Origin of the sequence: Nocardioides kribbensis (genome assembly GCF_015070375.1) — a bacterium.
Lineage (GTDB): Bacteria > Actinomycetota > Actinomycetes > Propionibacteriales > Nocardioidaceae > Nocardioides > Nocardioides kribbensis.
This window is the reverse complement of sequence record NZ_JADCLL010000001.1, coordinates 153,477-168,128: the sequence shown is the minus strand read 5'-3', so window position 1 is coordinate 168,128 and position 14,652 is coordinate 153,477. Positions and strand designations below refer to the sequence as shown.

14 protein-coding genes are annotated in these 14,652 nt (G+C 72.6%); all 14 read left to right on the top strand.

Annotation, left to right across the window (positions count from 1 at the left end):
* The first annotated feature begins 54 nt into the window (after positions 1 to 54).
* The 14 genes from dop to IR170_RS00765 all read left to right on the top strand — a co-directional run bounded on the left by dop (position 55) and on the right by IR170_RS00765 (position 14,622).
* On the top strand, positions 55 to 1,563 hold the full coding sequence (gene dop / locus IR170_RS00830) for a depupylase/deamidase Dop (RefSeq protein WP_056904051.1): 1,509 nt from the start codon (positions 55 to 57) through the stop codon (positions 1,561 to 1,563).
* A 41-nt stretch (positions 1,564 to 1,604) separates the two neighbouring features.
* On the top strand, positions 1,605 to 1,802 hold the full coding sequence (locus tag IR170_RS00825; RefSeq protein WP_056864417.1) for a ubiquitin-like protein Pup: 198 nt from the start codon (positions 1,605 to 1,607) through the stop codon (positions 1,800 to 1,802).
* Entirely contained in the window at positions 1,802 to 2,647 is an 846-nt protein-coding gene (prcB, locus tag IR170_RS00820) for a proteasome subunit beta (RefSeq protein WP_156697922.1), read from the top strand. Before IR170_RS00825 ends, prcB begins: the two co-directional genes overlap by 1 nt.
* Positions 2,644 to 3,453, top strand: coding sequence for a proteasome subunit alpha (prcA, locus tag IR170_RS00815; protein ID WP_193660857.1), 810 nt, complete (start codon positions 2,644 to 2,646; stop codon positions 3,451 to 3,453). Before prcB ends, prcA begins: the two co-directional genes overlap by 4 nt.
* 220 nt (positions 3,454 to 3,673) lie before the next feature.
* Positions 3,674 to 3,979, top strand: coding sequence for a hypothetical protein (locus tag IR170_RS00810; protein ID WP_193660856.1), 306 nt, complete (start codon positions 3,674 to 3,676; stop codon positions 3,977 to 3,979).
* Positions 3,979 to 5,610: an amidase gene (locus tag IR170_RS00805; protein ID WP_193660855.1), complete on the top strand. Its 1,632-nt coding sequence runs from the start codon at positions 3,979 to 3,981 to the stop codon at positions 5,608 to 5,610. The genes IR170_RS00810 and IR170_RS00805 overlap by 1 nt, the downstream gene beginning before the upstream one ends.
* Positions 5,611 to 5,715: 105 nt before the next feature.
* Complete coding sequence (pafA, locus tag IR170_RS00800) at positions 5,716 to 7,077, top strand: Pup--protein ligase (RefSeq protein ID WP_193660854.1); 1,362 nt, start codon at positions 5,716 to 5,718, stop codon at positions 7,075 to 7,077.
* A gap of 108 nt (positions 7,078 to 7,185) precedes the next feature.
* Positions 7,186 to 8,142, top strand: coding sequence for an FKBP-type peptidyl-prolyl cis-trans isomerase (locus tag IR170_RS20140; protein WP_193660853.1), 957 nt, complete (start codon positions 7,186 to 7,188; stop codon positions 8,140 to 8,142).
* Entirely contained in the window at positions 8,139 to 9,128 is a 990-nt protein-coding gene (locus IR170_RS00790) for a helix-turn-helix transcriptional regulator (protein WP_056864424.1), read from the top strand. Before IR170_RS20140 ends, IR170_RS00790 begins: the two co-directional genes overlap by 4 nt.
* Positions 9,125 to 10,135: a helix-turn-helix transcriptional regulator gene (locus IR170_RS00785; protein WP_193660852.1), complete on the top strand. Its 1,011-nt coding sequence runs from the start codon at positions 9,125 to 9,127 to the stop codon at positions 10,133 to 10,135. The genes IR170_RS00790 and IR170_RS00785 overlap by 4 nt, the downstream gene beginning before the upstream one ends.
* An 85-nt stretch (positions 10,136 to 10,220) precedes the next feature.
* A complete protein-coding gene (tatA, locus tag IR170_RS00780) occupies positions 10,221 to 10,508 on the top strand; it encodes a Sec-independent protein translocase subunit TatA (RefSeq protein ID WP_082500281.1) in 288 nt (95 codons plus the stop codon).
* 22 nt (positions 10,509 to 10,530) lie between these two features.
* Entirely contained in the window at positions 10,531 to 11,367 is an 837-nt protein-coding gene (gene tatC / locus IR170_RS00775) for a twin-arginine translocase subunit TatC (RefSeq protein WP_193660851.1), read from the top strand.
* Positions 11,364 to 11,795, top strand: a complete 432-nt coding sequence (locus tag IR170_RS00770) for a hypothetical protein (RefSeq protein WP_193660850.1) — start codon at positions 11,364 to 11,366, stop codon at positions 11,793 to 11,795. The genes tatC and IR170_RS00770 overlap by 4 nt, the downstream gene beginning before the upstream one ends.
* Positions 11,796 to 11,805: 10 nt before the next feature.
* The gene (locus tag IR170_RS00765) at positions 11,806 to 14,622 is read left to right on the top strand and encodes a DEAD/DEAH box helicase (RefSeq protein WP_227488378.1); all 2,817 of its coding nucleotides are present in this window, start codon (positions 11,806 to 11,808) and stop codon (positions 14,620 to 14,622) included.
* Positions 14,623 to 14,652: the final 30 nt, after the last annotated feature.

Sequence of the window (14,652 nt, the reverse complement as noted above, 5' to 3'; positions counted from 1 at the left end):
ACCGGACCCCCGGTGGCCGCGGAGCCGCAGGCACCTCCGGCGTAGGCTCGCGCCATGAGCGTGCGACGGGTCATGGGCACCGAGGTCGAGTACGGCATCTCCGTGGCCGGGCAGCCCCACGCCAACCCGATGGTGGCCTCCTCGCAGGTCGTCAACGCCTACGCCTCGGCCACGGTGCGCGCCCGCCGGGCCCGGTGGGACTTCGAGGAGGAGTCGCCCCTGCGCGACGCCCGCGGCTTCGACATGTCGCGCCAGGTGGCCGACGTCTCGCAGCTGACCGACGAGGACCTCGGCCTGGCCAACGTGATCCTCAGCAACGGCGCCCGGCTCTACGTCGACCACGCCCACCCCGAGTACTCCACGCCCGAGGTCACCACGCCGCTCGATATCGTGCGCTGGGACAAGGCCGGCGAGCAGGTCATGCTCGACGCCCAGGTCAGGGCGGGCCAGCTGCCCGGCGGCGCGCCGATCCTGATGTACAAGAACAACACCGACGGCAAGGGCGCCTCCTACGGCGCGCACGAGAACTACCTCATGCGCCGCTCGACCCCGTTCGCCGACATCGTCAAGCACCTGACACCGTTCTTCGTCAGCCGCCAGGTCGTCTGCGGAGCCGGCCGGGTCGGCATCGGCCAGGACGGTCGCCAGCACGGGTTCCAGGTCAGCCAGCGCGCCGACTTCTTCGAGGTCGAGGTGGGCCTGGAGACCACGCTCAAGCGCCCGATCATCAACACCCGTGACGAGCCGCACGCCGACCCCGAGAAGTACCGCCGCCTCCACGTCATCATCGGCGACGCCAACCTCGCCGAGGTGTCGACCTACCTCAAGGTGGGCACGACCTCGCTGGTGCTGGCCATGATCGAGGACCGCTTCCTCGACCGCGACCTGGCCGTCGAGGGCCCCGTCGCCGCGCTGCGCGAGGTCTCCCACGACCCGACGCTGCGCCAGCTGCTGCGGCTGCGCGACGGGCGCACGCTGACCGCGGTGCAGCTGCAGATGGAGTACCTCGAGCTGGCCCGCAAGTACGTCGAGGACCGCCTCGGCGACGACGCCGACGCGCAGACCGTCGACGTGCTCGCCCGCTGGGAGTCGGTGCTCGACCGGCTCGAGCGCGACCCGATGCTCTGCGCCGGCGAGCTGGACTGGGTGGCCAAGCTCAAGCTGCTCGAGCAGTACCGTTCCCGCGACGGCCTGGACTGGGACGACGCCAAGCTGGCCCTCATCGACCTCCAGTACTCCGACATCCGCCCCGAGAAGGGCCTCTACCACCGCCTCGTCGGCGCCGGGCGCATCGAGCGCCTGCTCGACCAGCCCGGGGTCGACGACGCCATGCACGACCCGCCGGAGGACACCCGCGCCTACTTCCGCGGCCGCTGCCTGGAGAAGTACGCCGACCACGTCGCCGCGGCCTCGTGGGACTCGGTGATCTTCGACCTGCCGGGGCGCGAGTCGCTCCAGCGGGTGCCGACCATCGACCCGCTGCGCGGCACGCGGGCCCACGTGGGCGAGCTCCTCGACCGCTGCGAGACCGCCCAGCAGCTCTTCGCCGCGCTCACCCGCTGAGTCCCGGCTCGTCGCGCCCGGGGAGTCGCTAGGGTCGGCGTATGGCACAGGAGCAGAAGCAGCCGCGCAGGTCCTCGGAGACCGAGGAGGCCGTCGAGACGGCCCCCGAGACCGACGTCGCCGAGCGCAAGGGCACCATCGACGCCGACGTCGACGACATCCTCGACGAGATCGACGACGTCCTGGAGACCAACGCCGAGGACTTCGTGAAGTCGTTCATCCAGAAGGGCGGCCAGTGATCCCCGGTCCACGACTTCCCGCGTCCTACCTCCAGCCGGGGGTGTCCTCCTTCAGCGACTTCCTCGCCGACCAGGCCCCCGACCTGCTGCCGGGGCGCCGGGCGCTGCCGCAGGGGCAGGCCGGCGACCTCGCGCCGCACGGCACGACCATCGTGGGGGCGACCTTCCCCGGCGGCGTGCTGCTGGCCGGTGACCGTCGCGCCACGATGGGCAACATCATCGCGCAGCGCGACATCGAGAAGGTCTTCGCGACCGACGAGTACTCCGCGGCCGGCATCGCCGGCACCGCCGGGCTGGCCATCGAGATGATCCGGCTCTTCCAGACCGAGCTGGAGCACTACGAGAAGATCGAGGGCACGACGCTCTCCCTCGACGGCAAGGCCAACCGGCTCTCGGCGCTGATCCGCTCCAACCTCGGCATGGCCATGCAGGGTCTCGCCGTCGTGCCGCTGTTCGCGGGCTTCGACCTCGGCGACGCGCGCGGACGCATCTTCAGCTACGACGTCACCGGCGGGCGCTACGAGGAGACCGGCTACACCGCGGTCGGCTCGGGCTCGATGTTCGCCCGGGGCTCGCTCAAGAAGCTCTACCGCCCCGACCTCACCGAGGCCGAGGTCGTCACGCTGGCCGTGCAGGCGCTCTACGACGCCGCCGACGACGACTCCGCCACCGGCGGACCCGACGTCGCGCGACGCATCTTCCCCATCGTCCACGTCATCACCGCCGAGGGCGGTCGTCGCCTCTCCGGCGACGAGGTCGCGGCGGTCGCCGACCGTGTCATCGCGGGCCGGATGTCGCACCCCGACGGACCCACCGCCCCGCTGACCGGAGGGGGGCACGCATGAGCACGCCGTTCTACGTCTCGCCCGAGCAGCTGATGAAGGACCGGGCCGACTTCGCGCGCAAGGGCATCGCCCGCGGCCGCTCGGTCGTGGTGATCCAGTACGCCGACGGCGTCCTCTTCGTCTCCGAGAACCCCTCCCAGGCGCTGCACAAGGTCTCCGAGATCTACGACCGCATCGCCTTCGCCGCGGTGGGGCGCTACAACGAGTTCGAGAACCTCCGCATCGCCGGGGTGCGCCTCGCCGACATGCGCGGCTACGCCTACGACCGGCGCGACGTGTCGGGCCGCGCGCTGGCCAACGCCTACGCCCAGACCCTGGGCACGATCTTCTCCAGCGGCGGTGAGAAGCCCTACGAGGTCGAGCTCTTCGTGGCCGAGATCGGCGACGAGGCCGCCGAGGACCAGGTCTACCGGCTCACCTACGACGGCCAGGTCGCCGACGAGCACGGCTACGCCGTCATGGGCGGTGCGGCCGACGTCGTCGCGGGCTACCTCAAGGAGCGGTACGCCGAGGGCGCCGAGCTCGGCGACGCCCTGCGCCTGGCGGTGGCGGCCCTGGGTCACACCCCGGACGAGAAGGGGGTGGCGCGCGACCGGGTCATCGCCACCCGCGACCTCGAGGTCGCCGTGCTCGACCGCACGCGCCAGCGCCCGCGCAAGTTCGTCCGGCTCAGCCCCGCGCGCCTCGAGCAGCTGCTCGGGGACCGCGCGTCCTCGGTGCCCGAGCCGGCAGCGGGGGAGACCACCACCCCCGACCTGCTCGGCGGGGCCGGTGAGGTCGAGGGCGAGCCGCCCGTCGCGCCCTGAGCCACCACCGGCACCCGTCGGCACCCGTCGGCACCCGCCGGCACCCGCACCACCCGAGCCCGCCCCGGACCCACGTCCGGGGCGGGCTCGTGGCGTACGGGACCAGAGCGACACACACCGGCGTCCCACGAAATCCCCCGGTCACACCGTCGACACCGCACGCGCGAACGACCTTCCTACGGTCGGGCTCGACCCCACGCCCGCCCGAAAGGTGCCCTGCATGCCCGTCTCCGCCGCCAGCCTCACCGACGAGGAGCTCACCGCCTTCGTCAAGGCCCGCCTGCTCGTCTCCGGCTTCGACCTCTCGCTCCTGCCCACCACCTTCGACCCCGCCACGGGCGTGCCGACCCAGGACTCCCTGGTCGCCTCGCTCAAGGGCTTCGTGCGCTCCACCCCCGGCGCGATCAACACCTGGCGGCCCGCCAGCGGCTCACCGACCGACGACGACCTCTACGCCCAGCAGGTCGCGCCCCCGCTGGAGTACCCCTCGATCGTCGAGGCCTGGACCGGGAAGGTGGACGCCTGATGGTCGCCGAGGTCAACCGCCGCGCCTTCCTCGCCGCCACCGGCGCCGCCGCCGCGCTCGGCGTGGTGGGCACGACCGAGGGTGCGGCCGCCGCCCCGGCGGCCGGCAGCGCCGCCGAGCGCGCCGCCACCGCGCGGGCCATCGCCGGCATCAGGCTGCCGAACGTCGCGGTGCGGGCCGCGGCCAAGGCCGACCCCACCGAGGCGACGCTGGCCGAGGCGGCGCAGCTGCTGCGCCGCAACGTCGTCACCGCCACCGAGCTGGTCTCGGCCCACCTCGAGCGGGCCGACACCTACGACGGGGTCTACCAGGCCTTCAACGCCCGGCCGGCCGAGGCCGCCCTGGCCCGAGCACGGGCGGTCGACCGGGGCAGGGTGCGCGGGCCGCTGGCCGGGATCCCGCTCACGATCAAGGACAACTTCTTCACCGCCGGCGTCGCGACCACGGCCAACTCGACCATCTTCGAGGACTTCGTGCCGACCTACGACGCCACCGCCTGGTCGCGCCTGCAGACCGGGGGAGCGGTGATGGTGGGCAAGGGTCAGATGGGACCCCTGGCGACGACCCGCGCCACCCTGCCCAACGGCACCGTCACCACGGTCAACGCGTGGACCCCGGCCGACGCGAGCGTCGACCCGGGCGGCTCCTCGACCGGTCCCGCGACCTCGGTGGCGGCGCGGATGGCCTGCTCCTCCATCGGCACCCAGACCGGCGGCAGCATCATCCTGCCGGCCAACCGGCAGAACCTCACCGGCCTCAAGCCCACGATGGGCCGGGTCTCGCTCCACGGGGTCGTCCCGCTCACCTACACCCGCGACCACGTGGGCCCGCTGGCCCGCGACGTGCTCGACGCCGCGATCATGCTCCAGGTGCTGGCCGGCGTCGACAGCCAGGACCCCCGCACCCAGGGCCTGCCCCGCAAGCCCGACTTCATCGCCTCCGCGCTGCCGAAGCTCGACCGCAAGGGCAGGGTCACCGCGCGCCGGGCCACCCGGGTCGGCGTGCCCGAGGGCTACCTCGCGAGCTTCACCGGCGAGGCGCTCGCCCTGCAGACCCAGGCGCTGGCCGCACTCGACGCGATCCCCGGGCTGACGCTGGTCGACGTCACCTACCCCGACGACTGGGCCCTGCTCACCGGCACCTTCAACGCGGTGCGCCTGCCCGAGCGCACCGAGCCCTTCCTGCGTCTTCTGCAGCAGGACCCGACGAGGTTCGGGGTCTCGCTGACCTCGTGGGTGCAGGGCCTCTTCCTCTCCGGCGACGAGTGGATCACCGGCCAGCGGGCCAAGCACCGGCTGCTGCGCGACGTGCTCGACACCGTCATGGCCGACTGCGACGTGCTGCTGCAGACCAGTGTCGTGCCCTTCGACATCCTGGGCCTGCCGGAGATCGGCTTCCCGATCGGCTTCGCCGCCTCCAGCGCCGGTCCCGACACCCTGCCCGTGGGCACGGTCCTCGGGGGCGCGCCCTACGAGGAGGACCGCCTCATCGAGGTCGTCACGGCCTACCAGGCCGTCACCGACTGGCACCTGCGCCGCCCGGCCGACCCCGACCTCGGCGGCCGGGTCGCCGGACGTCGCGGGGCCGCGCCCCGCCTCAGCGCCGACGAGGTGGCCCGCCTCACCGCCTGACCCGGCCCACACCACGGCGGCGCGGACGGCCCTCCACCCGGAGGCGTCGTCCGCGCCGCGGCGTTCCGCCCCCCGATCCCACGCGGAGCGACGTACTGTCTCCCCATGGACCGTCGGATCTTCGGGATCGAGAACGAGTACGGCGTCACCTGCACCTTCAAGGGGCAGCGCCGGCTGAGCCCCGACGAGGTGGCGCGCTACCTCTTCCGCAAGGTCGTCAGCTGGGGCCGCAGCAGCAACGTCTTCCTGCGCAACGGCGCCCGGCTCTACCTCGACGTGGGCAGCCACCCGGAGTACGCCACCCCGGAGTGCGACGACATCACCGAGCTGGTCACCCACGACAAGGCGGGCGAGCGGATCCTCGAGGGCCTGCTGCTCGACGCCGAGCAGCGGCTCCACGACGAGGGCATCGCCGGTGAGATCTACCTGTTCAAGAACAACACCGACTCCGCCGGCAACTCCTACGGCTGCCACGAGAACTACCTCGTGGGACGCGCCGGGGAGTTCTCCCGGCTGGCCGACATCCTCATCCCCTTCCTGGTGACCCGCCAGATCATCGTCGGCGCGGGCAAGGTGACCCAGACCCCGCGGGGCGCCTCCTACTCGGTCTCGCAGCGCGCCGAGCACATCTGGGAGGGCGTCTCGAGCGCCACCACGCGCAGCCGCCCCATCATCAACACCCGCGACGAGCCGCACGCCGACGCCGAGAAGTACCGCCGCCTGCACGTCATCGTCGGCGACTCCAACATGAGCGAGACCACCACGATGCTCAAGGTCGCCACCTGCGACCTGGTGCTGCGGATGATCGAGGAGGGCGTGGTGATGCGCGACCTCACCATGGAGAACCCCATCCGCGCGATCCGTGAGATCTCCCACGACATGACGGGGCGGCGCAAGGTGCGCCTGGCCAACGGCCGGGAGGCCAGCGCCCTGGAGATCCAGGGGGAGTACCTCGCCAAGGCCCGCGACTTCGTCGACCGCCGCGAGATCGGCACCCCCACGATCGAGCGCGCGCTCGACCTGTGGGAGCGCGGGCTGAAGGCGGTGGAGTCCGACGACCTGGGGCTGGTCGACCGGGAGATCGACTGGGTCATCAAGTGGAAGCTCATCGAGGCCTACCGCGCCAAGCACGGCCTGCCGATGGGCCACCCCCGCGTCGCCCAGCTCGACCTGGCCTACCACGACATCCACCGCGGCCGCGGCCTCTACTACCTGCTGGAGAAGCGGGGGGCGGTCGCGCGGGTCACCCACGACCTCAAGGTCTTCGAGGCCAAGTCGGTGCCCCCGCAGACCACCCGGGCCCGGCTGCGCGGCGACTTCATCCGCCGCGCCCAGGAGCGGCGCCGCGACTTCACCGTCGACTGGGTGCACCTCAAGCTCAACGACCAGGCCCAGCGCACCGTGCTGTGCAAGGACCCCTTCCGCGCCGAGGACGAGCGGGTGCAGCGACTCATCGACGGCATGTGACCCGGCGAGGGGCCGCAGGCCGCGGCGGGGCCGCCTCGTAGGATGCAGGTCGCTCCTGGGTCACCGGCCACCGCCGGCCCCGACGACCGCCACGTGAAGGATGTACCGGTGTCACGACACCTCCGCAGGCCGCTGGCCGTGCTGCTCCCGCTGCTGCTCGCCCCCACGCTCGTCTCGTGCGGCGAGGAGGTCGGCGCCCAGGGCGAGACCTCCGAGGGCCTGTCCGCGCTGAGCATCGAGGGCGACGTCGGCACCGACCCCGACGTCACGTGGTCGTCGGCCATGAGCTTCGACGCCGACGCCGACCCCGAGGTCGAGACCCTCGTCGAGGGCGACGGCCCGGAGGTCACCGCCGAGGACACCGTGCTGGTCAACTACTGGGTCGGCAACGGCTACACCGAGAGCCAGAGCTTCAGCACCTACACCGACGACGGCGCGCCGCAGGCGCTCGACCTCTCCGCCGAGGACCTGGTGCCGGTCTTCACCGACCCCCTGGTCGGCCAGACGGTGGGCTCGCGCGTGGCGGTCGCCTTCAACGCCGAGGAGCCCTTCGGCGGCGCCGGCAGCCCCGCGCTGGGCATCGGCAACCAGGACCCGGTCGTCATCGTCTTCGACATCATGGGGCCCTACGACGTCTCCGAGCCCTACGAGACCGAGGGCGCGGCCTGGACCCCCGACCTCGTCCTCGACGAGGACGGCAACCCCGAGGCGATGCGCTTCAAGGGCCGCCCGCGCCCGACCGGCGAGCTGCGCAGCCAGACCCTCGTCGAGGGCGACGGCCCCGCGCTCACCGCCGACGACACCGTGCAGGTCAAGTACCTGGGCCAGGTCTACGCCAAGGCCAAGCCCTTCGACGGCAACTACGACAAGCCCGACTTCCTCACCTCCCCGCTGAGCGGGCTGGTCGAGGGCTGGGCACAGGGCCTGGAGGGCGTGCCGGTCGGCTCGCGCGTCGTGCTCGCCATCCCGCCGGAGCTCGGCTACGGCGCCGAGGGCAACCCCGACGCCGGGATCAAGGGCACCGACACGATCTACTTCCTGATCGACATCGTCGGCGCGGGGTGAGCGTCCGCAAGAGCGAGCGCCTGCTGAACCTGCTGATCATGCTGCTGGTCCAGCGGCACTTCGTGCCCAAGGAGCGCATCCGCTCGATCCTCTACCCCGGCTCCTCCTCCGAGGCGTTCGAGAAGATGTTCGAGCGCGACAAGGACGAGCTGCGCTCGCTCGGGGTCCCGATCGAGGTGGGCAGCATGGACACCTACTTCGACGACGAGCCCGGCTACCGGATCCGTCCCGACGAGTTCGCGCTGCCCGACATCGACCTGACCCCCGACGAGGCCTCGGTCGTGGGCCTGGCCACCCGGGTCTGGCAGCACGCCAAGCTCGCCGACGCCACCACCGAGGCCGTGCGCAAGCTCCGCGCGCTGGGCGCACCGGTCGACGTGACGGCCCTCGACATCGTCGAGCCCCGCCTGAGCGCCGAGGAGCCGTCCTTCGACGCCTTCTGGGAGGCCACCGCGGAGCGCACCCCCGTCGTCTTCGGCTACCGCCGCCCCGGCCAGGACGAGGTGACGACCCGTCACCTCCAGCCCTGGGGCGTCACCCGCTACTCGGGGCGGTGGTACGTCGTGGGCCTCGACACCGACCGTGGCGAGGAGCGCGTCTTCCGCCTCTCCCGCGTCGAGGGCGAGGCGCGGCCCGACGGCCCCGCCGGCTCCTACGACGTGCCCGCCGGCACCGACGTGAGCGCGGTGGCCCGGCGCCTGGCCCCGGCCCCCGTGGTGCAGCGCGCCGTGCTGCTGGTGCGCCGCGGCGCAGGCCACCAGCTGCGCCGCGGCGCCGCCGGGGTCGAGACCGACGTGGTGGGTCCCGACGACCACACCACCTGGGACCGCGTGGTGCTCGAGCGCGACACCCTCGGCCTGGCCGACGAGGTGCTCGGCCACGGCGCCGACGTCTGCGTCGAGGAGCCGCTGGAGCTGCGGGCCCAGGTCGTCGAGCGGCTCCGGGCCGGCCTGGACCGTGCCAGCACGGCGGGCGGCGTCGCATGACCCCGCCGACACCCGCCCCCGCCCCGGGCGCCCGCGACCAGGTCGCCCGGCTGCTGACGCTGGTGCCCTACCTCCACGCCCACGGCCAGGTGCGCCTCGACGAGGCGGCCGCCGCCCTCGGGGTGGCCCCGCGCCAGCTGCTCAAGGACCTCAAGGTCCTGCTGATGTGCGGTCTGCCGGGCGGCTACCCCGACGACCTCATCGACGTCGACCTCGACGCCCTCGAGGACCCCGACGGCGACGGCGTCGTCCGCGTGACCAACGCCGACTACCTCGCCCGTCCGCTGCGGCTGACCCCCACCGAGGCCACCGCGGTCATCGTGGCGCTGCGCGCGCTGCGCAACGGCGCGCGCCCCGACACCCGCGAGGTCGTCGACCGCGCGCTGGCCAAGCTCGAGGCGGCGGCCGCCGCCGGGTCGGCCGCACCCCGCATCGACCCGGGCGCCGACGGGGGAGACCCCGACACCGCCCTGCTGGCCACCCGCCTGCAGGACGCCGCCGACCGCGGTCGCCAGGTCGACCTCACCTACTACGTGCCCAGCCGCGACGAGGAGTCGGTGCGCACCGTCGACCCGCGCGGCGTGGTCTCCACCGGCGGCGTCGCCTACCTCGACTCGTGGTGCCACCTCGCCGGGGCGCCACGCCTCTTCCGCCTCGACAGGATCCGTGAGGCCGTCGTCTCCGAATCACCTGTCGTGACCGACCCCGAGCCGCCGCGCGACCTCGCCGAGGGCATGTTCGCGCGCTCGGGCGGCACCACCCCGGTGACGCTGCGCCTGGACCCCCCGGCACGGTGGGTCGTGGAGTACTACCCCGTCGAGGAGGTGCGGCCCCAGTCCGACGGCGGCGTCGAGGTCGACCTGCTCGTCGCCGACCCGCGGTGGCTGACCCGCCTCCTGCTCCGGCTCACGCCGCACGCCAGCGTCGTCGACCCCGACGGCGCTCACCCAGAGTTCACCCAGACGTACACAGCAGCGGCCAGGTCAACCCTCGGTCTCTACACATGACGAGGCGTACAGTGGACCTCGTCGCGGTCGACGCCCCCGGGCACCCGACCGAGACCCGCACGCACACCCAACAGAGAAGGTCCTGATGTTCCTCCCCATGATCGGCATGCCCCAGGGCGCGGAGTGGCTCGTCATCCTCGCCATCGTCATCCTGGTCTTCGGTGCGGCCAAGCTCCCCGACCTCGCCCGCGGCACCGGCCAGGCGCTGCGCATCTTCAAGGCCGAGACCAAGGGCCTCAAGGACGACGACGACAAGGAGGGCACCGCCGCCGACACCACGCCGGCCGCCGAGCTCCCGCCGTCGCCCACCCCCGCGCCCACCCCGGCCGAGGACCTGACCGAGCAGCGCCCGACCGACCAGCACCGCAGCTGAGCCGCGACGACACCTCCCACCCGTGTCGATCTCCGGAGTCGTCAAGCTCTTCGTCGGTAAGCCGGTCCACCCGATCGGGTCCGACGGCCGGATGGCCCTCTCGGACCACCTCCGGGAGCTGCGCGCACGCATCCTCAAGGTCGTGCTCGCACTCCTGGTCACCCTGATCATCTCGCTGTTCTTCTTCGACCCGCTCTTCGCGGTCGTCAACGACCCCTACCAGCAGGCCCAGGACGCCCTGGGCGCCGACCGCACCCAGGCCACGACCTCGGGCGCCGGCGGCGGTCTGCTGCTCTACCTCAAGCTGTGCGGCCTGGCCACGCTGGTGCTGACCAGCCCGGTCTGGCTCTACCAGATCTGGGCCTTCATCCTGCCGGGGCTGCACCCCCACGAGCGCAAGTGGACGCGCGTCTTCGCCGCCATCGCCGGGCCGCTGTTCTTCGCCGGCATCGTGCTGGGCTACGTCACGCTGCCCAAGGGCCTCGAGGTGCTCATCGGGTTCACCCCCGACGGGCTGACCAACCTGGTGGAGTTCAACGAGTACCTCACCTTCTTCAGCCGCACCCTGCTCGTCTTCGGCATCGCCTTCGAGATCCCGCTCTTCGTGGTGATGCTCAACCTCGCCGGCGTGGTCAAGGGCAAGTCGCTGGCCGCCCACCGGCCCTGGATCATCGTCGGGGTGTTCATCTTCGCCGCGGTGGCCACCCCCTCGACCGACCCCTTCACCATGACGTTCATGGCCGTGCCGATGGTGCTGCTCTTCCTCGTCTCCGAGGTCATCGCCCGGTGGAACGACAAGCGGCGCGCCGCGCGCGGCATCAACGCCGGGCTGTCGCCCGACGAGATCTCCACCCTGTGAGCGTCGCCGTCACGCTGCACGACCTCGACCCCTTCGAGCTGCCCGAGTGGCTCGGGGAGGACGACGTCACGTGGGCCGCCGAGTCCGGGGTGCTCAGCGGCCACCGGGTGACCGGGGTGCTCTCGGGGCGCGCCGCCGGGTCGGGCCCGCTGCCGTGCGACCTGCTCGCCGTCGACGAGGCGCACCCGCGCCCGGTCGCCGCCGACGACGTCCGCTCCCGCGCCCACCTGGCGTGGCGCCACGGCCAGGTGCTGCTGGTGCAGCCGGCCGACGGCCCCGAGGAGGACCGGTTGACCCTCGCCGTACCCGGCCGGTCCTTCAGCGCCGACCTGGTGCTCGACGCCCTCGGGCGCCTGGCCAAGGCGGTCGGCGGCTCGCCGGAGCACTACAGCGTCCTGCTGCGGATCGGGGTAGGGCCGCTCCCGTAGGTTGGGGGTCATGAGCACGGCTGACGAGATGACCCCGGCCGAGCGCTACGCCTCCTACCGCGCGCACCGCAGCCACCCCGTCGTCCACGACTTCGAGGCGATGTACGACTTCGGCCTCGACGACTTCCAGCGCCGCGCGTGCCGCGAGATCGAGGACGGCCGCGGCGTGCTGGTCGCAGCGCCCACCGGGTCGGGCAAGACCATCGTGGGGGAGTTCGCGATCCACCTGGCCCTCCAGACCGGGCGCAAGGCGTTCTACACCACCCCGATCAAGGCGCTGTCGAACCAGAAGTACCACGACCTGGTCGCGCGCTACGGACCCGACCAGGTCGGGCTGCTCACCGGCGACAACACCGTCAACGGCGAGGCGCCCGTGGTGGTGATGACCACCGAGGTGCTGCGCAACATGCTCTACGCCGGCTCGCGCACCCTCGACGGCCTCGGCTTCGTGGTCATGGACGAGGTGCACTACCTCGCCGACCGGTCCCGCGGCGCGGTCTGGGAGGAGGTCATCATCCACCTGCCCGACTCGGTCACCGTGGTGTCGCTGTCGGCCACGGTCTCCAACGCCGAGGAGTTCGGGGAGTGGCTGGAGACCGTGCGTGGCGACACCACCACCATCGTGGAGGAGAAGCGGCCCGTGCCGCTCTACCAGCACGTCATGGTGGGCAAGCGGCTGCTCGACCTCTTCGCCTCCTCCGACGTCGACGCCGCCGCCGGCTTCGTCAAGGAGGGCGCCCCGGTCAACGAGGAGCTGATGAAGGTCGCCCGCGACGACTGGGCCGCCTCCCGGATCAAGGACCGGCGCTCGCCCAAGGGAGCGCGCGGCAAGGGCGGGCCCAAGCAGGTCGGCAACGGCCGGCGGGTCTGGATCCCCAGCCGCTACGACGTCATCGAGCGCCTCGACCGCGAGGGCCTGCTGCCCGCGATCGTGTTCATCTTCAGCCGGGTCGGCTGCGACGCCGCGGTCTCGCAGTGCCTCAACGCCGGCATCCGGCTCACGACGCCCGAGGAGCGCGACGCCATCTACGCCTTCGTGGAGCAGAGCTGTCGCCACCTGCCCGACGACGACCTCCACGTGCTGGGCTACCACGACTTCCTCGACGGGCTGACCCGCGGTGTCGCGGCCCACCACGCCGGCATGCTGCCGGCCTTCAAGCAGGTCGTCGAGGAGCTCTACCTGCGCGGCCTGTGCAAGGTCGTCTTCGCCACCGAGACCCTCGCGCTCGGCATCAACATGCCCGCGCGCACCGTGGTCATCGAGAAGCTCTCGAAGTGGAACGGCGAGACCCACGCCGACATCACCCCGGGGGAGTACACCCAGCTCACCGGGCGGGCCGGGCGCCGCGGTCTCGACACCGAGGGCCACGGCGTCGTGCTCTGGCAGCCCGGCACCAACCCGCGCGAGGTCGCCGGCCTGGCCTCGACCCGCACCTACCCGCTGCGCTCCTCCTTCCGGCCCTCCTACAACATGGCCGTCAACCTGGTCCACCAGTTCGGCCGCGAGCGGGCGCGGGCCACGCTCGAGCAGTCCTTCGCGCAGTTCCAGGCCGACAAGGCGGTCGTCGGGCTGGCCCGCCAGCTCCGCAAGAGCCAGGACGCCCTCGAGGGCTACGCCGAGGCCGCACAGTGCGACCGGGGCGACTTCATGGAGTACGCCCGGCTGCGCAAGCGCATCGGCGAGGTGGAGAAGGACGCCAGCCGCGCCAAGCGGGCCGACCGCCGTGCCGAGGCCATCGAGTCGCTGCGCCTGCTCAAGGTGGGCGACGTGATCGAGGTGCCGACCGGCAAGTTCGCCGGCCTGGCCGTCGTGGTCGACCCCGGCTGGGACGAGGAGGCGCCGCGCCCCTCGGTGGTGACGATGGACCGTCAGGCCCGCCGACTGGCGATGATCGACTTCCCGACCCCGGTGCAGGCGCTCACGCGGATCAAGGTGCCCAAGAGCTTCAACGGCCGCAACCCGCAGATGCGCCGCGACCTGGCCTCCGCGCTGCGCTCGCGCACCCAGGGCGTCGTGCCGCCGCCCAGCGCCGGCGGCGGCTCGCGCCGCTCCTCCATCGCCCGCTCCGGGGCCGACGAGGAGGTGCTGGGGCTGCGTGCGCAGCTCAAGGCCCACCCCTGCCACGACTGCCCCGACCGCGAGGACCACGCACGCTGGGCCGAGCGCTACTTCAAGCTCGAGCGCGACGCCACCACCCTGCAGCGCCGGGTGGAGAACCGCACCAACACGGTCGCGCGCCAGTTCGACCGCGTCTGCGACGTGCTCAGCGCGCTGGGCTACCTCGCCCCCGACGGCGACGACCCCAGCGACGCCCGGGTCACCGACCGGGGCAAGCGGCTGATGCGGCTCTACTCCGACATGGACCTGCTGGCCGCCGAGGCGATCCGCGAGAAGCTCTGGGACGCCCTGCCCGCCTCCGGTCTCGCCGCCGCCCTGTCGGCCCTGGTGTTCGAGGCCCGTCGTGCCGAGGACCCCACCTCGCCCCGCCTGCCCGGCGGCGCCACGCGCGAGGCCATGACCGCCACCGTGCGGCTGTGGGGGGAGCTCGACCGCCTGGAGAAGGACCACAAGCTCGACTACCTGCGCCAGCCCGACCTCGGGTTCGCGTGGATCGCCTACCGCTGGTGCGAGGGCGACGACCTCGACGACGTGCTCGGCGACAGCGACATGTCGGCCGGCGACTTCGTGCGCCGCATGAAGCAGCTGCTCGACCTCGGTGGCCAGGTCGCCGACGCCGCCGGCGACACGCCCCTGCGGCGTACGGCGCGGGAGATGATCACCCGCATGAAGCGCGGCGTCGTCGCCTACTCCGGGCTGCCCGACTGACCCGGTCGACACGCTGCCGCGCACGCACGA

Excerpts from the sequence above, each read along its gene's own strand:
- dop (WP_056904051.1), top strand. The coding sequence starts at position 55 with ATGAGCGTGCGACGGGTCATGGGCACCGAGGTCGAGTACGGCATCTCC.
- IR170_RS00825 (WP_056864417.1), top strand. The coding sequence starts at position 1,605 with ATGGCACAGGAGCAGAAGCAGCCGCGCAGGTCCTCGGAGACCGAGGAG.
- prcA (WP_193660857.1), top strand. The coding sequence starts at position 2,644 with ATGAGCACGCCGTTCTACGTCTCGCCCGAGCAGCTGATGAAGGACCGG.
- IR170_RS00810 (WP_193660856.1), top strand. The coding sequence starts at position 3,674 with ATGCCCGTCTCCGCCGCCAGCCTCACCGACGAGGAGCTCACCGCCTTC.
- IR170_RS00805 (WP_193660855.1), top strand. The coding sequence starts at position 3,979 with ATGGTCGCCGAGGTCAACCGCCGCGCCTTCCTCGCCGCCACCGGCGCC.
- pafA (WP_193660854.1), top strand. The coding sequence starts at position 5,716 with ATGGACCGTCGGATCTTCGGGATCGAGAACGAGTACGGCGTCACCTGC.
- IR170_RS00785 (WP_193660852.1), top strand. The coding sequence starts at position 9,125 with ATGACCCCGCCGACACCCGCCCCCGCCCCGGGCGCCCGCGACCAGGTC.
- tatA (WP_082500281.1), top strand. The coding sequence starts at position 10,221 with ATGTTCCTCCCCATGATCGGCATGCCCCAGGGCGCGGAGTGGCTCGTC.
- IR170_RS00765 (WP_227488378.1), top strand. The coding sequence starts at position 11,806 with ATGAGCACGGCTGACGAGATGACCCCGGCCGAGCGCTACGCCTCCTAC.